This is a genomic window from Bradyrhizobium sp. Ce-3, assembly GCF_022835695.1.
Taxonomy (GTDB): domain Bacteria; phylum Pseudomonadota; class Alphaproteobacteria; order Rhizobiales; family Xanthobacteraceae; genus Bradyrhizobium.
This window is the reverse complement of sequence record NZ_BQUV01000006.1, coordinates 84,645-109,293: the sequence shown is the minus strand read 5'-3', so window position 1 is coordinate 109,293 and position 24,649 is coordinate 84,645. Positions and strand designations below refer to the sequence as shown.

Annotated in this window: 24 protein-coding genes; 11 read left to right on the top strand and 13 right to left on the bottom strand. The window is 64.9% G+C overall.

Annotation, left to right across the window (positions count from 1 at the left end; translation table 11 throughout):
* The first annotated feature begins 199 nt into the window (after nucleotides 1-199).
* From BRSPCE3_RS21280 to BRSPCE3_RS21265, 4 genes are all read left to right on the top strand, one after another.
* Nucleotides 200-1,426 (top strand): ABC transporter substrate-binding protein, encoded by a 1,227-nt coding sequence (locus BRSPCE3_RS21280; RefSeq protein WP_244068055.1) that lies wholly within the window; start codon nucleotides 200-202, stop codon nucleotides 1,424-1,426.
* 159 nt (nucleotides 1,427-1,585) lie between these two features.
* Nucleotides 1,586-2,812, top strand: coding sequence for an ABC transporter substrate-binding protein (locus BRSPCE3_RS21275; protein ID WP_244068054.1), 1,227 nt, complete (start codon nucleotides 1,586-1,588; stop codon nucleotides 2,810-2,812).
* A gap of 203 nt (nucleotides 2,813-3,015) precedes the next feature.
* Nucleotides 3,016-4,248 (top strand): ABC transporter substrate-binding protein, encoded by a 1,233-nt coding sequence (locus BRSPCE3_RS21270; RefSeq protein ID WP_244068053.1) that lies wholly within the window; start codon nucleotides 3,016-3,018, stop codon nucleotides 4,246-4,248.
* A 21-nt stretch (nucleotides 4,249-4,269) separates the two neighbouring features.
* Entirely contained in the window at nucleotides 4,270-5,553 is a 1,284-nt protein-coding gene (locus BRSPCE3_RS21265) for a glycerate kinase (RefSeq protein ID WP_244068052.1), read from the top strand.
* A gap of 75 nt (nucleotides 5,554-5,628) precedes the next feature.
* Here BRSPCE3_RS21265 and BRSPCE3_RS21260 read toward each other — a convergent pair whose 3' ends face one another.
* Nucleotides 5,629-6,147, bottom strand: a complete 519-nt coding sequence (locus tag BRSPCE3_RS21260) for a MarR family winged helix-turn-helix transcriptional regulator (RefSeq protein ID WP_244068051.1) — start codon at nucleotides 6,145-6,147, stop codon at nucleotides 5,629-5,631.
* A gap of 179 nt (nucleotides 6,148-6,326) precedes the next feature.
* On the opposite strand from BRSPCE3_RS21260, the gene BRSPCE3_RS21255 reads away from it, so the two are divergent.
* From BRSPCE3_RS21255 to BRSPCE3_RS21240, 4 genes are all read left to right on the top strand, one after another.
* Entirely contained in the window at nucleotides 6,327-7,367 is a 1,041-nt protein-coding gene (locus BRSPCE3_RS21255) for a branched-chain amino acid ABC transporter permease (protein ID WP_244068050.1), read from the top strand.
* A 5-nt stretch (nucleotides 7,368-7,372) separates the two neighbouring features.
* Nucleotides 7,373-9,142 carry an ATP-binding cassette domain-containing protein gene (locus BRSPCE3_RS21250; protein WP_244068049.1) on the top strand — a complete coding sequence of 590 codons (1,770 nt, stop codon included), beginning with the start codon at nucleotides 7,373-7,375 and terminating at the stop codon, nucleotides 9,140-9,142.
* Nucleotides 9,139-9,870 carry an ABC transporter ATP-binding protein gene (locus BRSPCE3_RS21245; RefSeq protein WP_244068048.1) on the top strand — a complete coding sequence of 244 codons (732 nt, stop codon included), beginning with the start codon at nucleotides 9,139-9,141 and terminating at the stop codon, nucleotides 9,868-9,870. The genes BRSPCE3_RS21250 and BRSPCE3_RS21245 overlap by 4 nt, the downstream gene beginning before the upstream one ends.
* A gap of 237 nt (nucleotides 9,871-10,107) precedes the next feature.
* Nucleotides 10,108-10,503, top strand: a complete 396-nt coding sequence (locus BRSPCE3_RS21240; protein WP_244068047.1) for an endonuclease domain-containing protein — start codon at nucleotides 10,108-10,110, stop codon at nucleotides 10,501-10,503.
* 126 nt (nucleotides 10,504-10,629) lie between these two features.
* Here the strand turns inward: BRSPCE3_RS21240 and BRSPCE3_RS21235 are convergent, their stop codons facing one another.
* From BRSPCE3_RS21235 to BRSPCE3_RS21195, 9 genes are all read right to left on the bottom strand, one after another.
* The gene (locus BRSPCE3_RS21235; RefSeq protein WP_244068046.1) at nucleotides 10,630-11,781 is read right to left on the bottom strand and encodes an ABC transporter substrate-binding protein; all 1,152 of its coding nucleotides are present in this window, start codon (nucleotides 11,779-11,781) and stop codon (nucleotides 10,630-10,632) included.
* 88 nt (nucleotides 11,782-11,869) lie between these two features.
* A complete protein-coding gene (locus BRSPCE3_RS21230) occupies nucleotides 11,870-12,289 on the bottom strand; it encodes a thioesterase family protein (protein WP_095731507.1) in 420 nt (139 codons plus the stop codon).
* Between the two features lie 61 nt (nucleotides 12,290-12,350).
* Nucleotides 12,351-13,112 carry an SDR family NAD(P)-dependent oxidoreductase gene (locus BRSPCE3_RS21225; protein ID WP_244068045.1) on the bottom strand — a complete coding sequence of 254 codons (762 nt, stop codon included), beginning with the start codon at nucleotides 13,110-13,112 and terminating at the stop codon, nucleotides 12,351-12,353.
* Nucleotides 13,113-13,132: 20 nt separating this feature from the next.
* Nucleotides 13,133-15,004: a feruloyl-CoA synthase gene (locus BRSPCE3_RS21220; protein WP_244068044.1), complete on the bottom strand. Its 1,872-nt coding sequence runs from the start codon at nucleotides 15,002-15,004 to the stop codon at nucleotides 13,133-13,135.
* Nucleotides 15,001-15,795, bottom strand: a complete 795-nt coding sequence (locus tag BRSPCE3_RS21215) for a crotonase/enoyl-CoA hydratase family protein (RefSeq protein ID WP_244068043.1) — start codon at nucleotides 15,793-15,795, stop codon at nucleotides 15,001-15,003. Before BRSPCE3_RS21215 ends, BRSPCE3_RS21220 begins: the two co-directional genes overlap by 4 nt.
* A gap of 246 nt (nucleotides 15,796-16,041) precedes the next feature.
* Nucleotides 16,042-16,503, bottom strand: a complete 462-nt coding sequence (locus BRSPCE3_RS21210) for a DUF3237 domain-containing protein (protein WP_244068042.1) — start codon at nucleotides 16,501-16,503, stop codon at nucleotides 16,042-16,044.
* 63 nt (nucleotides 16,504-16,566) lie between these two features.
* Nucleotides 16,567-17,883 (bottom strand): TRAP transporter large permease, encoded by a 1,317-nt coding sequence (locus BRSPCE3_RS21205; RefSeq protein WP_244068041.1) that lies wholly within the window; start codon nucleotides 17,881-17,883, stop codon nucleotides 16,567-16,569.
* A gap of 6 nt (nucleotides 17,884-17,889) precedes the next feature.
* Nucleotides 17,890-18,456: a TRAP transporter small permease gene (locus BRSPCE3_RS21200; protein ID WP_244068040.1), complete on the bottom strand. Its 567-nt coding sequence runs from the start codon at nucleotides 18,454-18,456 to the stop codon at nucleotides 17,890-17,892.
* Nucleotides 18,457-18,580: 124 nt separating this feature from the next.
* Nucleotides 18,581-19,603, bottom strand: a complete 1,023-nt coding sequence (locus tag BRSPCE3_RS21195) for a TRAP transporter substrate-binding protein (RefSeq protein WP_244068039.1) — start codon at nucleotides 19,601-19,603, stop codon at nucleotides 18,581-18,583.
* Between the two features lie 270 nt (nucleotides 19,604-19,873).
* Between BRSPCE3_RS21195 and pobA the strand changes: the two genes are divergently transcribed.
* Both pobA and BRSPCE3_RS21185 read left to right on the top strand, forming a co-directional pair.
* A complete protein-coding gene (gene pobA / locus BRSPCE3_RS21190) occupies nucleotides 19,874-21,043 on the top strand; it encodes a 4-hydroxybenzoate 3-monooxygenase (protein ID WP_244068038.1) in 1,170 nt (389 codons plus the stop codon).
* Nucleotides 21,044-21,441: 398 nt separating this feature from the next.
* Nucleotides 21,442-21,897 (top strand): PaaI family thioesterase, encoded by a 456-nt coding sequence (locus BRSPCE3_RS21185; RefSeq protein WP_244068037.1) that lies wholly within the window; start codon nucleotides 21,442-21,444, stop codon nucleotides 21,895-21,897.
* 16 nt (nucleotides 21,898-21,913) lie between these two features.
* Here the strand turns inward: BRSPCE3_RS21185 and BRSPCE3_RS21180 are convergent, their stop codons facing one another.
* The gene (locus BRSPCE3_RS21180; RefSeq protein WP_244068036.1) at nucleotides 21,914-22,807 is read right to left on the bottom strand and encodes a LysR family transcriptional regulator; all 894 of its coding nucleotides are present in this window, start codon (nucleotides 22,805-22,807) and stop codon (nucleotides 21,914-21,916) included.
* 118 nt (nucleotides 22,808-22,925) lie between these two features.
* On the opposite strand from BRSPCE3_RS21180, the gene BRSPCE3_RS21175 reads away from it, so the two are divergent.
* Nucleotides 22,926-23,561 carry a pyridoxamine 5'-phosphate oxidase family protein gene (locus BRSPCE3_RS21175; RefSeq protein WP_244068035.1) on the top strand — a complete coding sequence of 212 codons (636 nt, stop codon included), beginning with the start codon at nucleotides 22,926-22,928 and terminating at the stop codon, nucleotides 23,559-23,561.
* Here BRSPCE3_RS21175 and BRSPCE3_RS21170 read toward each other — a convergent pair.
* Together BRSPCE3_RS21170 and BRSPCE3_RS21165 are read right to left on the bottom strand one after the other, a co-directional pair.
* The gene (locus BRSPCE3_RS21170) at nucleotides 23,558-24,289 is read right to left on the bottom strand and encodes a glutathione S-transferase family protein (protein WP_244068034.1); all 732 of its coding nucleotides are present in this window, start codon (nucleotides 24,287-24,289) and stop codon (nucleotides 23,558-23,560) included. The genes BRSPCE3_RS21175 and BRSPCE3_RS21170 overlap by 4 nt on opposite strands.
* 64 nt (nucleotides 24,290-24,353) lie before the next feature.
* Nucleotides 24,354-24,587, bottom strand: a complete 234-nt coding sequence (locus BRSPCE3_RS21165) for a hypothetical protein (protein ID WP_244068033.1) — start codon at nucleotides 24,585-24,587, stop codon at nucleotides 24,354-24,356.
* Nucleotides 24,588-24,649 lie beyond the last annotated feature (62 nt).

The window sequence follows — 24,649 nt, the reverse complement described above, 5'->3', positions numbered from 1 at the left end:
GCGCGACCTTGGCTCACCGCAATCTCCGCGGTTAGATCGGGCGGATCGGCGAGCGCGACTAAAGACGCAGCCCGCGCGGTCACGCCACGGGGGCTTTTCGTTGAGACGCCCCAGGTAAAATGATAGTTTCCACCGATAACAACGAGCCCTCGAAACAGGGGGCCGCGACACATCATCGGCTATCAGGGAGAGAAACCGCATGTCTGCAATACGACATCTGGCGGCATTTGCCGTTGCGTTCGCGCTCGTCTCCGCATCCGGCAGCGCGGCGCTTGCCCAGAAGAAATACGATACCGGCGCCAGCGACACCGAAATCAAGATCGGCAACATCATGCCCTACAGCGGAGCCGCCTCCGCCTATGGCGTGATCGGCAAGACCGAGGAGGCGTATTTCCGCAAGATCAACGCCGAGGGCGGCATCAACGGCCGCAAGGTCACCTTCATCAGCTACGACGACGCCTACACGCCGCCGAAGACCGTCGAGCAGGCGCGCAAGCTGGTCGAGAGCGACGAGGTGCTGATGATCTTCAATTCGCTCGGCACGCCGCCGAACTCGGCGATCCAGAAATACATGAACCAGAAGAAGGTGCCGCAGCTGTTCGTCGCCACCGGCGCCACCAAGTGGAACGACCCGCGGGAATTCCCCTGGACGATGGGCTGGCAGCCCAACTACCAGAGCGAGTCGATCATCTATGCGAAGTACATCCTGAAGAACAAGCCGGACGCCAAGATCGCGGTGCTCTACCAGAACGATGATTACGGCAAGGACTATCTGAAGGGATTCAAGGACGGGCTCGGCAGCAAGGCCGCATCGATGATCGTCGCCGAGGACAGTTACGAGGTGACGGAGCCGACCATCGATTCCCATATCGTCAGGCTCAAGGCCTCCGGCGCCGACGTGTTCTTCAACATCACGACGCCGAAATTCGCGGCGCAGGCGATCAAGAAGAACGCCGAGCTCGACTGGCATCCGCTGCACTTCCTCAACAACGTCTCGTCCTCGATCGGCAGCGTGATCAAGCCGGCCGGCTTTGCGGCCGCGCAGGACATCATCTCGTCGCAATATCTGAAGGATCCGACCGATCCGCAGTGGAAGACCGACAAGGCAATGATCGCCTGGAACGAATTCCTCGATAAGTACTATCCCGACGCGAACCGCGCCGATGCCTCCGTGATGTACGCCTACATCGTCTCGCAGGGCCTGGTGCACGTGCTCAAGGCATGCGGCGACAATCTGACGCGCGAGAACATCATGAAGCAGGCGGCCAGCATTCGCGATTACGAGCCCGGCGGATTGTTGCCGGGCGTCAAGGTCAACACCTCGGCGACCGACTTCGCGCCGCTTTCGCAACTGCAACTGATGCGCTTCAAGGGCGAGACCTGGGATCGCTTTGGTGAAATTTTGAGCGGCGACGTCGGCGGCTGACCCGGAATTGTCGACTAAAATACGCGGCCCCTGCGGCGTTGTCGCAGGGGCTTTCCGTTGAGACGGCCCGCCTAAGATGGTATTTTCATCGCATAACAACAGAGCTCCCGAAACAGGGGGCCGCGACACATTCGTCTGACAACAGGGAGAGAGACATCAATGTCCGCTACCACAAGACTTGCGGTCCTCGGGGCCGCGCTCGCGCTCGTCGCGACATCCGGCAGCGCCGCGCTTGCCCAGAAGAAATACGACACCGGCGCCGGCGACACCGAGATCAAGATCGGCAACATCATGCCCTACAGCGGACCCGCCTCCGCCTATGGCATCATCGGCCGCACCGAGGCCGCCTATTTCAAGAAGATCAACGACGCCGGCGGCATCAACGGCCGCAAGATCAACTTCATCTCCTATGACGACGCCTACTCGCCGCCAAAGGCCGTGGAACAGGCCCGCAAGCTGGTCGAAAGCGACGAGGTGCTGCTGATCTTCAACTCGCTCGGCACGCCGTCGAACTCGGCGATCCAGAAATACATGAACTCCAAGAAGGTGCCGCAGCTGTTCGTCGCCACCGGCGCCACCAAGTGGAACGATCCGAAGGACTTTCCCTGGACCATGGGCTGGCAGCCCAACTACCAGAGCGAGACCCAGATCTACGCCAAGTACATCCTGAAGAACATGCCGAACGCCAAGATCGCGGTGCTCTACCAGAACGACGATTACGGCAAGGATTATCTGAAGGGTCTGAAGGACGGCCTCGGCCAGAAGGCCGCCAGCATGATCGTCGCGGAGGAGAGCTTCGAGACGTCGCAGCCGACCATCGACAGCAACATCGTCAAGCTGAAGGCCAGCAACGCCGACGTCTTCATCGACATCGCGACGCCGAAGTTCGCGGCGCAGGCGATCAAGAAGGTCGCCGAGATCGGCTGGAAGCCGACCCACTTCCTCAACAACGTGTCGGCCTCGGTCGGCAGCGTGATCAAGCCGGCCGGCTTCGAGAACGCGCAGGACATCATCTCCGCCGCCTATCTGAAGGACGCCTCCGACAAGCAATGGGACAATGATCCCGGCATGAAGGAATTCTACGCTTTCATGGCCAAGGACTTCCCCGAGGGCGACAAGCTCGACGGCGGCACCGTGGTCGGCTTCGGCGTGGCGCAGACGCTGGTTCAGGTGCTCAAGCAGTGCGGCGACAACCTGACCCGCGAGAACATCATGAAGCAGGCGGCGAGCCTGCAGGACTTCCGCACCGAGGTGCTGCTGCCCGGCATCAAGATCAATACCGCCGCGAACGATTTCGCCCCGATCAGCCAGTTGCAGCTGATGAAGTTCAAGGGCGAGAAGTGGGAACTGTTCGGCGACGTCATCAGCGCCGACGTCGGCGGCTGATTTCCGGCAGATATCCGGCTGACAATGGCCCCCTGCGCGATACGGTCGCAGGGGGCTTTTTCATGAGCCCTGTCATCCGCTCATCGCCCTCGGAGAGCGATGTCGCTTACACTTTGGCCGGCAATGCGCTAGGTAAACCGGCAAGACCCCGACAAAGAACCCGACGCCCCAGTGCGCCGGCAACAACAAGGAGATTTCGGGAAATGCCGATGCCGATCCGTCACCGTGTCGCAACCGCCCTGCTCGGCCTCGCCGTCGCCACCGCGACCGGCCATGCCGCATGGGCGCAGAAGAAATACGACACCGGTGCGAGCGACACCGAAATCAAGATCGGCAACATCGTGCCCTATAGCGGCCCGGCGTCGGCCTATGGCGTGGTCGGCAAGACGATGGCCGCGGTGTTCAAGAAGGTCAACGACGACGGCGGCATCAATGGCCGCAAGATCAACTTCATCTCCTACGACGACGCCTATTCGCCGCCGAAGGCGGTCGAGCAGGCCCGCAAGCTGGTCGAGAGCGACGAGGTGCTGTTCCTGTTCGGCACGCTCGGCACCGCCTCCAACACCGCGATCCAGAAATACCTCAACGCCAAGAAGGTGCCGCAGCTGTTCGTCGCCACCGGCGCCACCAAGTGGAACGATCCGAAAGCGTTCCCGTGGACCATGGGCTGGCTGCCGAGCTACCAGAGCGAGTCGCGGATCTACGCAAAATATCTGCTCAAGGAGAAGCCCGCCGCCAAGGTCGCGGTGCTCTACCAGAACGACGACATGGGCAAGGACTATCTGAAGGGCCTGGAAGACGGCTTCGCCAGCGACCCGGCGCGGATTGCCGCCAAGGAGAGCTATGAGGTCGCCGAGCCCACCATCGATTCCCATGTGGTGCGGCTGAAATCCTCCAACCCCGACGTCATCATCTTCTTCACCACGCCGAAATTCGGCGCCCAGGCGATCAAGAAGCTCGGCGAGATGAACTGGAAGCCGGTGACGATCGTCTCCAACGTATCGGCCTCCACCGCGACGGTGATGCGCCCCGCGGGCCTCGACAATGCGCAGGGCGTGATCTCGGCGGCTTACGCCAAGGACGCCAGCGATCCGCAGTGGAAGGACGACGCCGGCATGAAGGCGTTCGACGAGCTGCTCGCCAAATACATGCCCGACACCAACCGCGTCGATGCCTCGGCGATGACCGGCTACAACATGGCGACCACCATGGTCGAGGTGCTGCGCCGCTGCGGCGACGATCTGACCCGCGCCAATGTGATGAAGCAGGCGGCGAGCCTGCAGCAGTTCGCGCAGGGCGGCTTGCTGCCCGGCGTGACGCTGACCACGGGGCCCGCCGACTTCCAGCCGATCGAGCAGTTGCAGCTGATGCAGTTCAAGGGCGAGCGCTGGCAATTGTTCGGCGACGTCATCAGCGGCGAAGTCGGCGGCAATTGACCGCGTAACGAAAGCACAGCCATGACCGACCGTCGTCCCTTCCTGCGTTCGATCTTCGATGCCGCGGTCGCGGCTGCGCATCCCGATGTGGTGCTGGCGTCGCGGCTGCGGCCGGCACCGAAGGGCCGCGTGATCTGCCTCGCCGCCGGCAAGGGCGCCGGCGCGATGGCGGCTGCGGCGGAGCGGCACTATCTCGACACGCTCGGCCTTGAGCCGTCACGGCTGGTCGGCATCGCCACCACCCGCCACGGCCATGGCGTGCCGACCCGCCGCATCAGGGTGGTCGAGGCCGGCCACCCGGTGCCCGACGAAGCCGGCCTGCGCGCGGCCGACGATACGCTGCAGCTCGCGGCAGAAGCCACGCCCGGCGATCTGCTGCTGGTGCTCCTGACCGGCGGCGGCTCGGCGAACTGGATCGCGCCGGTCGAGGGCGTGAGCTTTGCCCAGAAGCAGCAGGTCAACCGCGCGCTGCTGCGCTCCGGCGCGCCGATCGGCGAGATGAACATCGTCCGCAAGCATCTGTCGCGGATCAAGGGCGGACGGCTGGCGCGTGCCGGCCAGCACGCCGCCGAGATCGTGACCCTGGCGATCTCGGACGTGCCGCACGACGATCCCTCCGCGATCGCCTCGGGGCCGACGGTGCCGGATCCGACCACGCTGGCCGATGCCCGTGCGCTGGTCGCCAAATACAATCTTTCGGTCGACGATGCGGTCCGCCGCGCGCTCGACGATCCCAGCAACGAGAGCTGCAAGCCCGGCGATCCGGCCTTTGCGCGGGCGACGTTCGAGCTGCTGGCGAAGCCGAAAGCCTCGATCGACGCCGCGGTGAAGGTCGCGCAGGACGCCGGCTACGAGACCATCGCGCTCGGCGCCGATCTCGAAGGCGAGGCCCGCGACGTCGCGGCCGCGCACGCGCAGCTTGCGCTGAAGGCGCGCGCCGAGGGCAAGCGCGTCGCGATCGTCTCCGGCGGCGAGCTCACGGTGACGGTGCGCGGCAACGGCCGCGGCGGCCCCAACCAGGAATACGCGCTGGCGCTGGCCGACCAGCTCAAGGACACGCCCGACATTTCGGCGCTGGCCGCCGACACGGACGGCGCTGATGGCGGCGCCGGCAGCGCCACCGACCCGGCCGGGGCGGTGATCGATCAGGCGACCTTCGCGAAGATGAAGTCGCTCGGCCTCGATCCGAGGGCCTATCTCGAGAACAACGATGCCACCGGCTTCTTCGCGCAGACCGGGGATTTGCTGCTGACCGGGCCGACGTTGACCAATGTCAACGATGTCAGGGTGATTTTGGTGGATTGATCGACCCGTCATTCCCCGGTGCGCAGTTGCGCACCTGAGGGCGGCGCGAAGCGACGAGCCCGGAATGACGAAAAGTCAAAACTCCTGCGCGAGCTTCGCCAGCATTTCCAGCAGCGCGGCGTGGTTGGCCGGGCCGAGCACCTCGATCAGCCGCGCCTCGTGCTTGTTGGCGACCAGTTTCTTGGCGCGCGCCAGCACGGCGCGCCCCCTGTCGGTCAGGACCAGGATGTGGGAGCGGCGGTCGTTGGTGGAGCGCATCCGCGCGCAAAGGTCGCGGCTCTCCAGCGCGTCGAGCATGGCGACGAAATTCGGCCTGAGGATGCCGAGCGTATTGGCGATCTCGGTCTGGTTGCGGCCCGGGTTCTTGTCGAGCAGCAGCAGCACCGAAAACTGCGCCGGCGTCAGCTGCAGCGGCGCGACGCAGCGCAGGAAGTCCTCGAACACCTTGAGCTGGGCACGCTTCAGCGAATAGCCGAGCAACCCGGACAGTTCGCCCAGTTGCAGCATGCTGTCGTCCCCGGCAGGATCGACCGGTTCCCTGCGCAGGGCTCGCGGCGACCGGACGGCATCGGAGGCGGTCTTGGAAACAGTCATCGCTCCAGGCTCGCAATCCCGGTACAAAAACCCCGCGGGACGCTCGGGGACCTTGAGATTATATCTAATAATCGTTATGCACTATATCAAATATCGGCGGCTATCAACAGCCGATATCGGCCGACCCGGCCGGCACAGCCGGCCGCGGCGGTCCGACGCTTGAGGGGGAGCGCTCGGCCTTGAACACAACGATCATGCTGTTCCTACTGCAGGACGGCATCACCAATGGCGCAATCTACGCACTGCTCGGGCTGGCCCTGGTGCTGGTGTTCGCGGTCACGCGGGTGATCCTGATCCCGCAGGGCGAATTCGTCACCTACGGCGCGCTGAGCTACGCCATGCTGGCGACCGGGCAGGTGCCCGGCACGGTGCGCCTCGCGGTCGCGATGGGCCTCGTCGCTTTCGCGCTTGACCTGTTCTTCGCGCGCAAGGCGCTGCATGCCAAGCTGGTGATGCGCTCGGTCGCGCTCAACATCGTCTTTCCCTTCGCGCTGCTCGGCCTCGTCTATGCGCTGGTTGGTCCTCATACGCCGATCGCCGTCAACATCGCGCTCGCACTTCTGATCGTGGCAGCGATCGGGCTGTTCCTCTATCGCATCGCGTTCCAGCCGATTGCGCACACCTCCGTGCTGGTGCTGCTGATCGCCTCGGTCGGCTGCCATCTGGCGCTGCAGGGCCTCGGCCTGGTGTTCTTCGGCGCCGAGGGCCTGCGCGGCCCGGCGCTGTCGGGTGCCGCGGTCACCGCCGGTCCGCTGCGCTTCACCGGCCAGAGCCTTGCCGTCTACGGCCTGACGGTCGGCTTCATCGTCGCGCTATGGCTGTTCTTCGGTTACACCAAGACCGGCAAGGCGCTGCGTGCCACCGCGGTCAACCGCCTCGGCGCCCGCCTGGTCGGCATCCGCACCACGCTGTCGGGCCAGATCGCGTTCCTGCTCGCCTCCGTGATCGGCGCCATTTCCGGCATCCTGATCGTACCGATCACCACGCTCTACTACGACACCGGCTTCCTGATCGGCCTGAAGGGCTTCATCGCCGCCATCATCGGCGGCCTGGTCAGCTATCCCCTCACCGCGGTCGCGGCCATCGTGGTCGGCATCGTCGAGGCCTTCTCGTCGTTCTACGCCAGCAATTTCAAGGAAGTCATCGTGTTCACGCTGATCCTTCCCGTCCTGGTGCTGCGCTCGCTCGCAGCGCCGCAGGTCGAAGAAGAGAAGGATTGAGCGCGATGACGCAGCGGCTTCCTCTCATCATCTTCGCGCTCGTGATGGCGGTGATCCCGCTTGTCCCCGGCATCCCGCCGTTCTGGATCGTGCTGCTCGACAATATCGGCCTCGCCGCGCTGGTCGCGATGGGGCTCGTGCTGCTCACCGGCGTCGGCGGCCTCACCTCGTTCGGCCAGGCTGCGTTCTGCGGCTTCGGCGCCTACACGACCGCGGTGCTGACCACCGCCTACGGCGTCTCGCCGTGGCTGACGCTGCCGGCTTCGCTTTTGGTCAGCGGCATTGCGGCGGTGCTGCTCGGCCTCGTCACGGTGCGGCTGTCCGGCCACTATCTGCCGCTCGGCACCATCGCCTGGGGCATCGGGCTGTTCTATTTGTTCAGCAAGCTCGAATTCCTCGGCCGCAACGACGGCATTTCGGGCATTCCGCCGCTCTCGATCGGCTCGTTCAGGATGCTGAGCCCGGACACGATCTACTACGCGATCTGGGTCGCGGTGCTGATTTCGGCGCTACTCACCATGAACCTGCTGGATTCCCGCACCGGGCGCGCGATCCGCGCGCTGCGCCGCGGCCATATCGCGGCCGAAGCCTTCGGCGTGCAGACGCCGCGTGCCAAGCTCCTGGTGTTCATCTATGCCGCGGTGCTGGCCGGCCTGTCCGGCTGGCTCTACGCACATTTCCAGCGCGCCGCCAACCCGACACCGTTCGGCGCGCAGGCCGGCATCGAATATCTGTTCATCGCCGTGGTCGGCGGCGCCGGTTACGTCTGGGGCGGCGTGCTCGGTGCCGGCATCGTCGTGATCCTGAAAGAGGTGCTGCAGAGCTATCTGCCCTACATTTTCGGCGGCCAGAGCCAGCTTGAGACCATCGTGTTCGGCATCATGCTGGTGCTGCTGCTGCAGCTCGCGCCGCAAGGCGTCTGGCCCTGGCTGATGTCGTGGCTGCCATTCAAGCCTGCCCGCAAGCCGCCGGATACATCGGTGAAGCTGGAGCACCGCGAGCGCGCACCCGGAACGTCGCCGGTGCTGCTGCACGTCGAGAAAGCGCGAAAACAGTTCGGCGGCGTGCTCGCGGTGAACGACGTCTCGTTCGACGTCAACGCCCGCGAGATCGTCGCGCTGATCGGCCCCAACGGCGCCGGCAAGAGCACGACCTTCAACCTGATCACCGGCGTCCTGGCCGCGACCAGCGGCAAGATCGCCGTCCACGGCAAGGAAGTTGCGAATGCGCCGCCCCAGGAGGTGGTCAAGCTCGGCGTCAGCCGGACCTTCCAGCACGTCAAGCTGGTGCCCGACATGACGGTGCTGGAGAACGTCGCAATCGGCGCGCATCTGCGCGGCAATTCCGGGGCGATCTCCAGCATGCTGCGGCTCGACCGCGCCGACGAGGCGAAGCTGCTGGCGGAAGCCGCCCGGCAGATCGCGCGCGTCGGCCTGTCCGACCAGATCGACCAGCTCGCGGGCTCGCTGTCGCTCGGCCAGCAGCGCATCGTCGAGATCGCGCGCGCGCTGTGCGTCGATCCGATGCTGCTGCTGCTCGACGAGCCGGCCGCCGGCCTGCGCCACATGGAGAAGCAGCGGCTCGCCGCGCTGCTGCGGCAATTGCGCGACGGCGGCATGTCGGTGCTGCTGGTCGAGCACGACATGGGGTTCGTGATGGACCTTGCCGACCGCATCGTGGTGCTCGATTTCGGCACCAAGATCGCCGAGGGTACGCCGGCCGCGATCAAGCGCAATCCCGACGTGATCAAGGCCTATCTCGGAGCCGCCGCATGAGTGCACTGCTGACGGTGACCGACGTACACATCTCCTACGGCAAGGTCGAGGCCGTGCGCGGCGTCTCGCTCGACGTTGGAGAGAACGAGATCGTCACCATCATCGGCGCCAACGGCGCCGGCAAGACCACACTTCTGAACGCCATCATGGGCGTGCTGCCGCTGAAGGGCCGCACCACCTTTGCCGGCACCGACATGGCACCATCAGATATCGAGGACCGCGTCGCCACCGGCCTCAGCCTGGTGCCCGAGCATCGCGAATTGTTCGGCACCATGAATGTCGAGGATAATCTCGAGCTCGGCGCCTTCCGGATCGCCAAGGCGGTCGCGGCGACCTCGCTGGAGCGGGTCTACACGCTGTTTCCGCGGCTCAAGGAACGCCGCAAGCAACTCGCCGGCACGCTGTCCGGCGGCGAGCAGCAGATGCTGGCGATGGGCCGCGCGCTGATGGGCGCGCCGAAACTCCTGATGCTGGACGAGCCGAGCCTCGGCCTCGCCCCGATCATCGTCGCCGACATCTTCCGCATCGTCGGCGAGCTCCGCGCCGCCGGCGTCTCGGTGCTGCTGGTCGAGCAGAACGCCCAGGCCGCACTGCAGATCGCCGATCGCGCCTATGTGATGGAGCTCGGCGAATTCGTGCTGTCGGGCACCGCGAAGGAGATCGCCGCCAACAAGGGCGTCGCCGCGAGCTATCTCGGCTTCCAGCACGAAGGCGAGAGCGCGATCTAGGACGCGCAGCTCCACCGCAGAGAGACTGTCACCCCACCTCGCCGCGCATTACATGCGCGGCGATCCTCCCCCTCCAGGGGAGGATGAAGACGGCTGCGACCTCAGATAAAGATTTCTGACCATGCTTGCATTCGCGCAACGATTGCACTCCACTTCACCCTCCCCTGGAGGGGGAGGGTCGAGCGCGCGCGATGCACAGCATCGCGGGTGCGATCGGGGTGGGGTGAAGCCGCACAAATGGTCTCAGCATCGATCCGAAGAGCGGCTGCGAAGAAGCTCCGCGCGAATGCCACGCCGCACGAGCGGATGTTATGGCGCGCGCTGAAGGAGCTGCCGACGGAGGGCACGCATTTCCGAAAGCAAGCTCCGATCGGTCCCTATATCGTCGACTTCTTCTGCCCGGCCAAACGGCTGATCGTCGAACTCGACGGCGGACATCACAACGACGATGAAACCGCGAAGCACGATCACGAGCGACAGGAGTGGCTGGAGAAAGAGGGCTATCGTGTCATCCGGTTCTGGAATTCGGAGATCACGGCCGACCTCAACGCCGTGCTTGAGCGGATCTATGTCGAGATCTACGGCGCTCGCGAGGCGGAAGCCGTGGCGTTGAAACACCACCGACGACGATAGACCGTCACCCCACCCCGCTTCACATCGCTGCCGCGACGTGAAGCGACCCTCCCCCTCCAGGGGAGGGTAAGAAAAAAGCCGGCCCTGGTTGGGACCGGCTTCTTCGCTTCGTGGATGGCGATCAGCTTACATCGCCGGGACGTACTTGCCGTCCTTGACCGTCAGCAGGATGCGCGAGCGGTCGTCGAGGCCGTAGCGGTCCTTTTCGGTCCAATTGTAGACGCCCTGGCTCGCGACGATCTCCTTCTCGGAGATCAACGCCTGGCGGATCGCCTCGCGGAATTCCGGTGTGCCGGGCTTGGCGGTCTTCAGCGCCGTCGGGATGATGCGCTTCAGCACCTCGAAGGCATCGAAGGAGTGGCCGGCGAACTGGCTGCGGCTGTTGGCGCCGTATTTGGCTTCATAGGCCGCGTTCAGCGTCAGGCCCGGCTTCTTGGTCAGCGCGCTGTCGGGCTGGGTTTCCGGCGACATGATCGGGCCGGCCGACATGATGACGCCTTCCGCCGACGCACCCGCGATGCGGATGAAGTCCATCGTGGCGGCGCCGTGGGTCTGGTAGATCAAGCCCTTGTAGCCGCGCTCGCGCAGCGCGGTCTGCGGCAGCGCCGCGGCGGTGCCGGAGGCGCCGACCAGGATCGCGTCGGGATTGGCGGCGACCAGCTTCAGCACCTGGCCCGCGACCGACGTATCCGGACGCGCGAAGCGCTCCTCATCGGTCATGGTCAGGCCCATCGGCACGGCCTGCGCCTTGAAGTCGTTGACCCAGAGATCGCCGTAGGAATCCGAATAGCCGATGTAGCCGACGGTCTTGATGTTGTGCGCCTTCATGTGCTCGTAGAGCACCTTGCCCATGATCGGAATCGACTGCGGCAGGTCGACCGACCATTTCGCGCGGGCGTCGTTGATCGGGAACGGCGCGAGGCCGAAATGCGGGATGCCGGCCTCGTTGGCCACCGTCGACACCGCGATCGTGGTCGGCGTGATGCAGGAGCCCATGATGATGTCGGCCTTGGACTCGGTGACGAAGCGCCGCGTATTGGTGGTCGCCGCCGTCGGATCGCCGGCGTCGTCGAGCACGATCAGCTTCAGCGGCACGCCGCCGATCTCCTTCGGCACGAAATCGAGCGCGTTGCGCTCGGGGATGCCGAGCGCCGCGGCAGGCCCCGTGGTCGAGATCGAGATGCCGATGGTGATTTCATTGGTCTGCGCCAGCGCGGGCGCGCCCGGCAGCGCGATAGCAGCTGCAAGCGCCGCGGCGGCGAGAGTGGCCTTCTTCATTCATTCCTCCCTGCGATTAAGTTTTTTGGGTTTAAACCAGTTTTGCGGGCCAATTCAGCCCCTTCTTTAGGTCATGAAGGACGGCAAGTCAGCCCTTCATGAAGCGGTCGATGACCTCCTGCGGAAATGGCGCCGATTTCAGCCTGGCGGGATCGTCCGGGTGACGGCCGACCAGCACCCTGGTCTCGAATGCCTCGATCGCCAGTGCCTCGCCCTTGAACACGCGGTGCACCACCTCGAAGCTCGAGCGCTTGATGCTCTCGATCCGGCTCTCGATGGTAATCCAGTCACCATGGGTCGACGGGATGTGGAATTTCGCCCTTGTGTCGACCATGGGAATGCCGACCAGGCCGTATTTGTGGACGAGGTCCTGCTTCGAGCAGCCGGCCGCTTCGAACATGATCGAGGTCGAGTCGTCGAACATCGCGAAGTAGCGTGGGTAATAGACGATGTTGGCGGGGTCGCAATCGCCCCACTGGATCTGTACATCGCGCCGGTTGACGAACATGGCTTATCCTCGATCGAGCAGGGGCGATCCGGAGGCGCGTCATGCTCCCCCGGATCATGCGTCAGCGCGGCGCCATCCGGAGCGCGGCATCGAGCCGCACCACTTCGCCGTTCAGATAGGGATTGTCGATCATGTGCAGCGCCAGCGAGGCGAACTCGTCGGCCTGGCCCAGCCGACGCGGGAACGGGATCGCGGCGGCGAGCGAATCCTGGGCCTCCTGCGGCAGGCCGGCCAGCAACGGCGTCATGAACAGGCCGGGCGCGATGGTCAGCACGCGGATGCCGAATTGCGCGAGCTCACGCGCGATCGGCAGGGTCATCGCGACGATGCCGCCCTTGGAGGCCGAATAGGCCGCCTGCCCGATCTGGCCGTCATAGGCCGCGACCGAAGCCGTCGAGATCACGACGCCGCGTTCGCCGGTCGCGAGCGGCTCGAGCTTCGCCATCTCTGATGTCGCGAGCCGCAACATGTTGAACGAGCCGATCAGATTGACCTTGATCACCTTGTCGAAATCGGCGAGCGCCATCGGCCCCTCGCGGCCGATCACGCGCTTTGCGACCCCGATGCCGGCGCAGTTCACCAGCACGCGCGCCGGGCCATGCGCCTTGGCGGCGGCAGCGACCGCGGCTTCGGCGGCGGCCGCATCGGCCACGTCGCAGGCCACGGCAATGCCGCCGATCTCGGCGGCGACGCTCTCGGCCAGCTTGGCGTTGAGGTCGCAGACTGCGACCTTGGCGCCCTGCGCGGCCAAACGGCGCGCGGTCGCCGCGCCCAATCCCGATGCGCCGCCGGTGACGATGGCGGCCTGGTCCTTCAACTGCATGGCATTCTCTCCTTGAATGGTCAGACGAGTTTGATCACCGATGCCGGCGGCACCGGCGCGTAGAGCGTGTCGATGGTGTCGGTGCGATGCTCCAGCACCGCGCGCTGGTTGATCGAGCCCTTGTCGGTGACCTCGCCGCGGTCGATCGACAGCGGCGTGTCGAGCAGGATCGCCCGCGCGATCCGGTTCGACGAGCCGGTGGCGCCGGCAAGGACACGCGCGAAGCGTTCACGGAAGGCCGCGCGCACCAGCGGATCGTTAGCCGCGGCCGCGATGTCGCCCGAGGCCAGCGCCGGATTGATCAGGCGGCAGCCGTCGAGATCGAGGATCACGATCGCGGCGAGCTCGTCGCGATTCAGCCCCGCGATCACGACATCGCGCACCAGCGGCGCGCAGGTGCCGACGAAGCGCGCCCGCAACGGCCCGACGCTGACCCAGGTGCCGCTCGCCAGCTTGAAATCCTCGGCGATGCGGCCGTCGAAATCAAACCCGGCATCGAGATCGCCGGCGTTGGCAGGCTTCAGCGCATCGCCGAACTTGTAGAACCCCTCCTCGTCGAACGCCTTGGCAGTCAGCTCGGGCTGCCGCCAGTAACCCGGCGTCACGTTCGGACCCTTGGCGCGCACCTCGAGCTTGCCGTTGTTCGGCACCAGCTTTGCGTCGTTGCCCGACACCGGAAGCCCGACATGGCCGGAGCGGCTGGTATCGGGCCGCACCGACATGAAGAACGGCGAGGTCTCCGTAGCGCCGAGGCCGGTCAGCATGGGCACGCGATAGCCTTTCTCCTGCACGGCGAGTTCGTCGAGGCTGTTCCAGATGAACGGCGACAGCGCGGCACCCGAGAAGAACATCGCATGCAGCCGGTGGAAGAATTTTGCGCGGAGAGCTGCGTCGTCGCGCAGATAGGGCAGCAGCGACTCATAGCCCTTGGGCACGTTGAAATAGACCGTCGGCGAGATCTCGCGCAGGTTCCGCACCGTCTCCTCGATGCCGCCGGGCATCGGCTTGCCCTCGTCGAGATACATCGAGCCGCCGTTGAACAGCGTCAGCCCGACATTGTGGTTGCCGCCAAATGTGTGATTCCACGGCAGCCAGTCGACGATCACAGGCGGCTCGTCCTTCAGGAACGCCAGCGTCTCGCGCAGCATCACCTGGTTGGCGCAGATCATGCGCTGGGTGTTGATGACGGCCTTGGGATTGCCGGTCGAGCCCGACGTCAGCAGGAATTTCGCGATCGTGTCCGGACCGATTGCGGCATGGGTCGCGTCGAGGCGCGGATCCTCCGGCTTTGCCATCAGGCCGGCGAGCCGCGTCACACCGCGGCCGGCCACGGTGCCGCGGCTGGCCGCGATCTCGACGTCGGGGCCGACATTGGCGCGCAGCGCATCGGCGAATTTGTCGGCGTCGTCGACGAAGACCAGGCCGGGCGTCAAGAGCTTGATGACGAAGCTGAGCTTGCCGTAGTCGCGCGACACCAGCGAATAGGCCGGCGATACCGGACAGAACGGAATGCCGGCATAGAGCGCGCCGAGCGCGATCAGCGCATGATCGATCGAATTGCCCGACAGGATCACGATCGGCCGCTCGGCCGACAATCCGCGCGCGATCAGCGCCGAGGCGATGCGCCTGACGGCCTCGAGCAGTTGCGCGTAGCTGATCTGGCGCCAGCCGCCGCCGGCGGCGCGCTCGGCCATGAAGACGCGGCTCGGCTCGGCTTCCGCCCAATGATGCAGGCGATCCGTGAGGCGAAGCGGGAAGTCGGCGAGCTTGAGCTTTGGCCGGAGGTAGATCGTGCCGTCGTCGCGGCGCTCGACGGTGACGTCGGGATTGCCGAACGAGATCGGGCGCAGCGGATGCGCGCTCACAGCGGACGCGGGCGAAGTGGCGCTCATGTCGGCTTCACCTTGGCGGTCTTGCGATCCAGAAAGGCGCGGATCCGCTTCTTGGCTTCCTTGTCGCTCTGCGCCACCGTCGCCATCAGCGATTCCATCAGGAGGCCGGTCTGCGGATTGGCCTCGGCGATCATCGGCAGTGCCTGAAGCACCGCGAAATTGGTCAGCGGCGCGTTGGCGGCGACGCGCTCGGCGAGCTCCAGCGCCTTCGGCAGTGCGCCGTCAGCCTCGGTGAGATATTGCGAGAAGCCGTAGGCGGCGCCCTCGGTCGCCGAATAGACCCGGCCCGTGAGCATCATGTCGGCCATCCTGGGCACACCGATCAGGCGCGGCAGCCGCACCGATCCGCCGCCGCCGACGAAGATGCCGCGCTGGCCCTCGGGCAGCGCGAAATAGGCCGACGGCTCGGCGACCCGGATATGCGCCGCGCAGGCCAGCTCCAGCCCGCCGCCGATCACCGCGCCCTTCAGCGCAGCGATCACGGGCACGCGGCAATACTGGATACGGTCGAACACGCGGTGCCACATCTGGGAATGCACCAGGCCCTCGGTCGCGTCGCGTTCGGTCAGTTCGGAGAGATCGAGGCCGGACGAGAAGTGATCGCCGATGCCGTGGATGACGACGGCACCGATGTCGTCTGAAATCGCGGAAAAGCAATCCCGCAGCGCCAGGATGATGCCGTCGTTCAGCGCATTGCGCTTGGCGGGCCGGTTGAGCCCGACCGTCAGCACCGCGCCCCGCGTCTCGATCGTGAGCAGCGAGGCGTCACCCGCGTCGGCAGCGTTTCCCATGGTGTTATTGCTTCCTGGTTAGAATAGTTATGTTTTATAACGATTAGCGCAGGAGTCAATAAGGGACAGCCTTCACCCTCCCCTGGAGGGGGAGGGTCAGCTCACATGGAGCGCAGCGGAATGGGAGCCGGAGTGGGGCGACGGTCTCTCCACCCGATCGGTGCCCGTGCGGAGAGATCACCCCACCTCGCCACGCATTGCATGCGCGTCGATCCTCCCCCTCCAGGGGAGGATAAGGGCGGAGTTCTACAACACCTGATGCACGTCGATCACGACGCGGTCGGCATGGCGGGCGGCGGAGCCGATGAAGATGTGCTGCATCAGCCAGCGGTAGTTCTCGGCACCGGTCTCGAATTTCGGCACGGTCCGGAAATAGATCAGCTTCGGGTCGACCGGCTCGCCGCGCTTGAGCTTTTGCAACAGCTCGACCGGCCCGAAGCGGATGCCCTTGTTCTCGACATAGACGACGGCGCCGTCGTCGGTCTCAAAGGCGTATTTCGCCTCCAGCTCGATCAGCTCATTGGGCCGGATGATCTGGAAGTCGGCGCCGAAGGGGAGCACCTTGCCGTTGATCCCCTCGCCCTTCACCTCGCCGCCGACGATCGGAATGATGCGGCGGACGCCGCTGCCGATGTCGCCGACGGACGTCACCTCCGCAATCCGGGCGGTAATGGTGAAGACGTATCTGGTCTGAAGTTCGGGGGTCATAAAGAACCTATATTTCAGGCATGATCCTTTCGGAAAACCGGGTCCACTTTTCCGGGATCATGCCTAACCTATCATGCGCTGCGGCAGCCAGGTCGCAAGCAGCGGGAACAGGATCAGAATCACCAGCCGGATCAGATCGGTGATCACGAACGGCAGCACGCCGACGAAGATCGTCGACATGTTGACGTCCTTGATGACGCTCTTGATCACGAACACGTTCATGCCGACCGGCGGATGGATCAGGCCGAGCTCCACCGTCATGACGATGATGATGCCGAACCAGATCGGGTCGAAGCCGAGCGCGGTGACAACCGGAAACACGATCGGCACGGTGAGGATCACCATCGCCATCGCGTCCATCAGGCAGCCGAGCACCAGATACATCAGGAGGATCAGCGCCAGCACGCCATAGGGGCCGATGCCGAGCCCGGTGAGGAACGCGGTGACATTCTGCGGCGTCTGGGTGATGGTGAGGAAATAGCCGAAGCAGAGCGCGCCGATCAGCACGGTGAACACCGCGGCCGCGGTGCGCGTCGCCTGCAGCAGCGATTGCAGGATGCCGTCCTTGGTCAGCTTGCCTCTGAGGATGCCGATGACGAAGGCGCCGACCGCGCCGACCGCGCCGGCTTCGGTCGGGACAAAGAAGCCGCCATAGAGGCCGCCGATCACGAACAGGAACAGCAGCAGCGGCGACCAGACGTCGCGCAGCGCCATCAAGCGCTCATGCCACGACGCCTTCTTGCCCGCCGGCAGGAAGCCCGGCCGCGTCACGCCGATGATGCCGATCGTGATCATGTGCATCAGGATCGCGAGCAGGCCCGGCACCACGCCGGCGATGAACAGCTTGCCGATGTCCTGCTGGGTGATGATGCCGTAGACCGCGAGCACGGTGGATGGCGGCAGCATCGCCCCCAGCGTGCCGCCGACCGCGATCACGCCGGTGGCGAAGGACTGCGGATAGCCGAAGCGGCGCATCTCGGGATAGGCCACCGCCGAGAAGGTCGCGGCGGTCGCCACCGACGAGCCTGAAATCGCGGCGAAGCCGCCGCAGGCCGCGATCGTCGCGATGCCGAGCCCGCCCTTCCAATGGCCGACAAAGGTGTTGGCGGCGCGGAACAGCTCGCGGCTGATGCCGGAGACGGACACGAAGGCGCCCATCAGCAGGAACATCGGGATCACGCCGAAGGAATAATCCGTCACCGTGCGCATCGTGGTCTGGCCGACCAGCTTCAGCGCCGGGGCAAAGCCGGTGAGGTAGCCGAAGCCGGTGATGCCGACGAGGCCCATCGCCATGCCGACCGGGACCCGCAACAGCATCAGCACGAACAGGCTGACAAAGCCGATGACGGCGACGGCCTCGGGACTGAGGTCGAGACTCATGGCCGTCTACTCCGCGGTCTTGATCTTGGCGTCATGGATATCTTCCGGATGGAAGATCAGGCGGTAGGTGCGGATCGCGATCAGCAGCACCGCCGAGACGTCGCCGATCCACGACACCAGGAAGAACGGCCACACCGGCACGCCGAGGTCCATGGTGACGATGTGGCTGTTCCTGGTGTCGATCACCTTGTCGACCAGCGTGTAGGTCTGCACGCTCACCACGAACAGCAGCACCAGCGTCGCGAAGATATCGATCCAGCGCTGATGGCGCGGCGTGGCGTTGGCCCAGACCAGATCCACGGTGATGTGGGTGCCGCGATAGCTGGTCGCGGCGATACCCCAGAAGATCAGGATGCCGAGCAGGAACTGGCCGAAATTGTAATAGTCGGGGATCGTCACCGCGAAGAACTTGCGCATGAACACCGCGGTGAAGGTGTTGAGCGCGACGACGCCGACGAAGAAGGCCGCCACCCATTCGATCGAATCGATGAAGCGGTCCATGATATTCTTGCGCGCCGGCTCGGGTGGACCGGTGATCACGCCTTGCGGAGAGATTTCGGAGTTAGCCGTCATGATTCGCTTCTCTCAACGCGTCATTCCGGGGCGCGCGTAGCGCGAGCCCGGAATCCATACTCACGATCGTGGTTATGGATTCCGGGCCTGCGCCAAGCGGCGCATCCCGGAATGACGAAGTCAGTTAAATCCCCGCCTCGTACTTCTTCAGCGTGGCCTGCAGATCGGCATCGATCTTTTCGGCATCGCCACCGGCCTTCTTCACCGCCTCGGCCCAGCTGTCGTGCAGCGGCTTGACCGCCTTCTTCCATTCGGCGAGCTGATCAGGGGTCAGCGGATAGACCTCGTGGCCCTGTAGCGCCTTCATCTTGGTGCGGCCGTTGGCTTCGAAATCGGTCCAGGGATCGGTGACCTTGGAAGCCCATTCCGGCGAGCAGTGATCGTCGATCACCTTCTTCTGGGCGTCCGACATCGAATTATATTTGGCGAGGTTCATGTTGTAGGTGAACACCGTCGTGTAGAGCGGCACGTCCATGTGGTACTTCACCACCTTGTCGATGCCGAACAGGAAGATCGAGCCCCAGGGGAAGGTGATCTCGTCGGCCACGCCGCGCTCGATCGCGTCGCGCGATTCCGGTGCGGAGGCCTGCACATTGGTGCCGCCGAACATCTTCACCATCTCGCCGATGGTGCTCTGCGCGGGACGCACCTTGACGCCGGAGAGGTCGCTCGGCAGCACGATCTTCTTCTTGCCGTGCAGCGCGCCCGGATCGTGGATGAAGGCGAAGCACAGCTTGGTGTCCTTCATCTCGGTCGGCGCATATTTGTGGTACCACTCGTTCAGCGCCAGCGTGCCCTTCTTGCCGTCGGAGAACACGAACGGGAGCTGGCCGGCGGCGGCGATCGGGAAGCGGCCCGGCTGATAGCCGGGATTGACATAGGTGACGTCGGCGATGCCGTCGCGCGCCATGTCGTAATGGTCGAACGCCTTGCCGAGCTGCTCGGACGGAAACACGGTGACCTTGATGGTGCCGCCCGATGCCTTCTCGATATCGGCAGCCCAGGCCTGCGTCGCCGGCACCAGCGGATGCGCCGGCGGCACCCATAGCGACACCTTGAGATTGACGGTCTTGTCCTGCGCGACGGCAGGCCCTGCGGCCGGCACGATGGCCGCTGCCATCAGCAGCGCCAACACACTTTTCCTCATCTCGTCTCCTCCTCTCCAGGACGGCGGGCTTGGTGCCCGGTCTCATTACTTAACATGTTATCTAATTCGCGCGCAGTTTCAAGATGGAATCTGCAGGGCGGACGCCACGTCGCACCCGCCTCCTCCGCCATCTTGCGCTGCGGCGAACGCGCTTGCCGCGCAAATCCGCCTTGCCAAAACTGTTATATGATATAGTTGCCTTGGCAAGTTGACGGCGCTCGCCCGCGCGGGCGCCGGGCTGAAAGCCTATCCGATCGGGAGGACAAGGTATTGCGGACAAAAGTAGCAATCATCGGCGCAGGTCCGGCCGGACTGTTGCTTGGGCAACTACTTCATACTTTCGGCGTAGACAACGTCATTCTGGAGCGGCAGACCCCGGACTACGTGCTGGGGCGGATCCGCGCCGGCCTGCTCGAGGAAGGCACGGTGTCGCTGCTCGACAGCGTCGGTGCCGCCGCCCGGCTGCACCAGGAAGGCCTGGTGCATCACGGCGTCGAGCTGGCGTTCGGCGGCGCGCGGCACCGCATCGACATGCACGCGGCGACCGGCAAGACCGTGACCATCTACGGCCAGACCGAGGTCACGCTCGACCTGATGAACGCCCGCAAGGCGGCCGGCCTGACCACCGTGTACTCCGTCGCCGACGTCAAGCCGCATGACTTCGACACCGATCATCCGCGCGTCACTTACGTCAAGGACGGCGTCAGCCACGAAATCGCCTGCGATTTCATCGCCGGCTGCGACGGCTTCCACGGCATCAGCCGCGCCAGCGTGCCGGCGTCGGCGATCACGAGCTATGAGCGGGTCTATCCGTTCGGCTGGCTCGGCATCCTCTCGGAGACGCCGCCGGTCTCGCCGGAACTGATCTACAACAACCACGAGCGCGGCTTTGCGCTGTGCACGATGCGCTCGAGCCACCGCAGCCGCTACTACGTGCAGTGCCCGCTCGATGATCATGTCGATCAATGGTCGGACGAGCGGTTCTGGGATGAATTGAGGCGGCGTCTCGACCAGAAGGCCGCCGACGAGATCGTCACCGGCCCCTCGATCGAGAAGAGCATCGCGCCGCTGCGCAGCTTCGTCGCCGAACCAATGCGGTTCGGCCGCATGTTCCTGGCCGGCGACGCCTCGCACATCGTGCCGCCGACCGGTGCCAAGGGGCTGAACCTCGCCGCCAGCGACGTGCACTATCTGTCGCAGGCGCTGCGCGAATATTACGACGAGAAATCGTCGGCTGGGCTCGACGGCTATTCGGCCAGGGCGCTGGCGCGGGTCTGGAAGGCGGTGCGCTTCTCCTGGTGGATGACCTCGATGCTGCACAAATTCCCCGACGAGGGCGAATTCGCCGCACGCATCCAGATCGCCGAGCTCGACTATCTCGTCAGCTCGAAGGCGGCGTCGACTTCGCTGTCGGAGAATTACGTGGGGCTGCCGTTCTGATCCGTCGATCGCTGAGGCCTGCCCCGTCATCCTGAGGTGCGAGCGGAGCGAGCCTCGAAGGATGCACGGCCAACAGCCGGGCCGTCGACCCTTCGAGACGGGCCGCTCCGCGGCCTCCTCAGGGTGACGGAATTGGAGATCGCGCTTGCATCAGGCTCAAGCTGCCGCCGGAGACGTTCCCTCACCTTGCGGCGCACTACGACAGGATGATGGCGCGGCCCGCGGTGCAGAAAACGATCGAGATCGAAAGCCGTCGGCTACGAATTTCCGGCGTAACCGGCCGACGCGCCGACGCTTTCAAACACAGGCGCAAATCCCGTTTAAAACTTTGTAGGCGGTGAAACCGTCATCGACATCGCGTTCAATGGCGTCAACCCAACGCCATATGCGAGCCAGAGATGACCACCGAAACGCAAGTCGCCCCCGACATTCCCCAGGATATCCCGCAAGGCTTCGAACCGCTGTTCCGCAAGAGCCCGCTCACCGAGCCCTGGGAGCCGCTGTACCAGAAGAAGACCGAGCGCTCCGTCATCATCGGCCTGCGGCTGGCGAGGCCGCACACCAACGGCCGCGGCCTGATCCATGGCGGGCTGATCGCAGCCCTCGCCGATAACGCGATGGGCTATAGCTGCGGCCAGGCGACCGGCTGGACCACGTCCTACGTGACGATCTCGCTTACGGTCGATTTCGTCGGCTCGGCCAATGTCGGGCAGTGGCTCGCGATCGAGAGCGACGTGATCAAGACCGGCAGCACGATCTGCTTCGCGCAGAGCCTGATCAAGGCCGACGGCGTGACGATCGCGCGCGCAAGCGGCACGTTCCGCGTGGTGCCGAAGAAGGCGCCGGTGAGCTAAGCGCGTTCGCGCTGATCTAGCCGAAGTGCCAGTCGGTGATCTCGGTGACGAGATCGATGAAGGTCCGCACCTTGGCCGACAGCAGCCGGGATGTCGGGTAGACGACGTGGATCGGCACCGGCGGCTGCTCGAACGCGGCGAGCACGATTCGGACCCGCTTGGCTTTCAGCGATTCGGCGGCCTGATAGGCCATTACCCGGGTCAGTCCGCCGTCCTGCTCGGCGAACTGGATGGCAGCATCCGAGCTGTTGCTGGTGAAGCGCGGCATCGGCGTGATGCGGATCTCCTGGCCGTCCTCCATGAAGCGCCAATCCGGGGTCGCGGTCATGGCGCCGAACTGGATCGTGTCATGGGCAGTGAGGTCTGCCGGCCGCTTCGGCTCGCCGCGGAGCCTGAGATAGCCGGCCGAAGCCACCACGATGCGGCGCATCTGGCCGACATGGCGCGCCACCAGCGTCGAATCCGGCAGGTGACCGAGCCTGACCGCGAGGTCGACGCCGTCCTCGACCAGATTGATTCTTCGATCCGACAGCCGCAGGTCGACGCCGACATCGGGATAGCGCTTCAGGTAGGCGGAGACGACCGGGCTGACATGGAGCCGTCCAAAGCCGAACGGCGCCGAGATCACCAGCCGGCCCTCGGGGCGGGTGCGCTCGCTCTCCACCGCGTCCTCGGCCTCCTCGACATCAGCGAGGATCCGCCGCGCCCGCTCCAGGTAGCGCGAGCCGGCGTCGGTCAGCGTCACCTGACGCGTGGTCCGCTGCAACAGCCGCGCGCCGAGCCGCTCCTCCAGCGCCGCGATCAGCCGCGTGATGGCTGACGGCGACAGGCCGAGCTTGCGAGCGGCGGGAGCAAACCCCTCGAGGTCCGCCACCGCGACGAAGGCCTGCATGGCGTCGATCCGGTCCATGACACTATTGCATAATCGGCAATAGTGAAGTGTCAATCCATCAGATTGCCTACGATCCGGAAATACCCATGTTACGGTCCAAGGACGGCCGCTTTGTCGCCCGTGGCGGGAGACTCAGATGTCAGACGCTGGCAGCTATTCGAGCGATGTCGGGTTCACCCCGGCGGTAAAGGAGATCCAGACCCGCAAAGGGTCGCGCGCGACCTATGCCGAGGTCGAGGCCCATGGCGGCTGGCAGACCGAGGTCGACGAGAACCTCGCCGCCTTCCTCGCCAACACCAACAGCTTCTATCTCGCCACCGCCTCGGCCGGCGGTCAGCCCTACATCCAGCATCGCGGCGGGCCGAAGGGCTTCGTCAAGGTGCTCGACAAGCACACCATCGCGTTCGCCGATTACAGCGGCAACCGCCAGTTCATCACCCAAGGCAATCTCTCGGAGAACCCGAAGGCCTATATCTTCGTGATGAATTACGCGTACCGGCAGCGGGTGAAGATCTGGGGCGAGGCACGCGTGGTGGAAGACGATCCCGCGCTGACGCGTTCGCTGATGCCGCAGGGCTATCGGGCGCGGCCCGAGCAGGTGATCCTGTTCAAGGTCACGGCGTGGGACACCAACTGCCCGCAGCACATTCCGCAGAAGTTCGATGCGGCCGACGTGTCGACCGCGCTCGCCTCACGCGACCAGCGCATCGCCGAGCTCGAAGCGGAGCTCGCCGCATTGAAGGGCGAGCCCGCACCCGCCGCGCCCGCTTAGGCCGCCTGCTGCTGCAGCGGCGCCCAGGCGAACTCCGGATAGTACTGCTGCATCATGCGGCCGACATAGGCGGTGAGATTGCCGAACTTCTCGGTGCGTTCGCGCAGCGGCGAATCGAAGAACGGGGTCAGGATTCCGGCCAGCGCGCCGAATGCCGTGGCATCGGTGCCGCAGGGTGCATTGCCCATCAGATAGGGCTTGTCGCCGAGCTGCACCGACAGCGCGAACAACGAGCGGAGCGCGAGATCGACATCCTCATCCGGGCCATGACGGCCAAGCCCGCTCAACAGATAGTTCTCGGCGACGCGGAACTGGGCGTCCTCGCGCATCTTGTCGCGCATGTGGTCGGGTGCTCCGTCGAAGAAATGTGCGGGCCCCTTGGCGAAATTGGTGTCGTCGACCCAGCGCGCGCCGACCAGCGCCCAGTAGACGTGATGCTCGATCATGCGCTCGAACGCCCAGGCCTGCGCGCGTGCCTGCAGGCTCAGCGGCGCATCGAAATCGAAACCGTATTTGCCCTCGATATGGGCGCGGATGAAGGTCGAATCGGCGATCGTCTCGCCGTCGTCGGCGATGAACGGCAGCTGGCCTTTCGGAGAGGCCGGCGGCATCGCCTTCTCCTTGCGATAGTCGAGACCGGCCATCTTGAGCTGGACCTCGGTCTTGGTCACGAAGGGGCTGATTTCAGGCAAGCCGAAACCCGTGCCAAAGCCAAAAAGCGTAATCATATGAAGCTCCCGATCGCCTGTGGTCGTGAATTGAAGCTAGCTGTCCCCTGCTGCCAGCATGGTGTCAGCAGTAGTGGCATTCACTGCCGAGCGGGCTCGCGGGTGCGAGGCGGCGAACCGCCTCGCGAACCCGCTTGACCAACCGTGCGCGCCCGTAGGACCAGGCTACGCTGATGGACTGTGCAACCAGCGCGACCAGGGCCCAGCGCAGGTCGCCGGAGGTGGAGTAGACCGTGACCAGTTGTTCCAGCGCGAAGCCCTGCGCCTGCCGGAAACCGAGTTCATCAAGATTCGTCATGGACAAATTCCCTTCACTTGAGGTGTTGTCCTGATATAGCCCCCACCTGCTGCCAACATGCT

Excerpts from the sequence above, each read along its gene's own strand:
- BRSPCE3_RS21220 (WP_244068044.1), bottom strand. The coding sequence starts at position 15,004 with ATGAGCGCCACTTCGCCCGCGTCCGCTGTGAGCGCGCATCCGCTGCGC.
- BRSPCE3_RS21235 (WP_244068046.1), bottom strand. The coding sequence starts at position 11,781 with ATGAAGAAGGCCACTCTCGCCGCCGCGGCGCTTGCAGCTGCTATCGCG.
- BRSPCE3_RS21245 (WP_244068048.1), top strand. The coding sequence starts at position 9,139 with ATGAGTGCACTGCTGACGGTGACCGACGTACACATCTCCTACGGCAAG.
- BRSPCE3_RS21205 (WP_244068041.1), bottom strand. The coding sequence starts at position 17,883 with ATGAGTCTCGACCTCAGTCCCGAGGCCGTCGCCGTCATCGGCTTTGTC.
- BRSPCE3_RS21210 (WP_244068042.1), bottom strand. The coding sequence starts at position 16,503 with ATGACCCCCGAACTTCAGACCAGATACGTCTTCACCATTACCGCCCGG.
- BRSPCE3_RS21250 (WP_244068049.1), top strand. The coding sequence starts at position 7,373 with ATGACGCAGCGGCTTCCTCTCATCATCTTCGCGCTCGTGATGGCGGTG.
- BRSPCE3_RS21170 (WP_244068034.1), bottom strand. The coding sequence starts at position 24,289 with ATGATTACGCTTTTTGGCTTTGGCACGGGTTTCGGCTTGCCTGAAATC.
- BRSPCE3_RS21230 (WP_095731507.1), bottom strand. The coding sequence starts at position 12,289 with ATGTTCGTCAACCGGCGCGATGTACAGATCCAGTGGGGCGATTGCGAC.
- BRSPCE3_RS21195 (WP_244068039.1), bottom strand. The coding sequence starts at position 19,603 with ATGAGGAAAAGTGTGTTGGCGCTGCTGATGGCAGCGGCCATCGTGCCG.
- BRSPCE3_RS21200 (WP_244068040.1), bottom strand. The coding sequence starts at position 18,456 with ATGACGGCTAACTCCGAAATCTCTCCGCAAGGCGTGATCACCGGTCCA.
- BRSPCE3_RS21275 (WP_244068054.1), top strand. The coding sequence starts at position 1,586 with ATGTCCGCTACCACAAGACTTGCGGTCCTCGGGGCCGCGCTCGCGCTC.
- BRSPCE3_RS21185 (WP_244068037.1), top strand. The coding sequence starts at position 21,442 with ATGACCACCGAAACGCAAGTCGCCCCCGACATTCCCCAGGATATCCCG.
- BRSPCE3_RS21180 (WP_244068036.1), bottom strand. The coding sequence starts at position 22,807 with ATGGACCGGATCGACGCCATGCAGGCCTTCGTCGCGGTGGCGGACCTC.
- BRSPCE3_RS21175 (WP_244068035.1), top strand. The coding sequence starts at position 22,926 with ATGTCAGACGCTGGCAGCTATTCGAGCGATGTCGGGTTCACCCCGGCG.
- BRSPCE3_RS21280 (WP_244068055.1), top strand. The coding sequence starts at position 200 with ATGTCTGCAATACGACATCTGGCGGCATTTGCCGTTGCGTTCGCGCTC.
- BRSPCE3_RS21240 (WP_244068047.1), top strand. The coding sequence starts at position 10,108 with ATGGTCTCAGCATCGATCCGAAGAGCGGCTGCGAAGAAGCTCCGCGCG.
- BRSPCE3_RS21215 (WP_244068043.1), bottom strand. The coding sequence starts at position 15,795 with ATGGGAAACGCTGCCGACGCGGGTGACGCCTCGCTGCTCACGATCGAG.
- BRSPCE3_RS21225 (WP_244068045.1), bottom strand. The coding sequence starts at position 13,112 with ATGCAGTTGAAGGACCAGGCCGCCATCGTCACCGGCGGCGCATCGGGA.
- BRSPCE3_RS21270 (WP_244068053.1), top strand. The coding sequence starts at position 3,016 with ATGCCGATGCCGATCCGTCACCGTGTCGCAACCGCCCTGCTCGGCCTC.
- BRSPCE3_RS21260 (WP_244068051.1), bottom strand. The coding sequence starts at position 6,147 with ATGACTGTTTCCAAGACCGCCTCCGATGCCGTCCGGTCGCCGCGAGCC.
- BRSPCE3_RS21165 (WP_244068033.1), bottom strand. The coding sequence starts at position 24,587 with ATGACGAATCTTGATGAACTCGGTTTCCGGCAGGCGCAGGGCTTCGCG.
- BRSPCE3_RS21265 (WP_244068052.1), top strand. The coding sequence starts at position 4,270 with ATGACCGACCGTCGTCCCTTCCTGCGTTCGATCTTCGATGCCGCGGTC.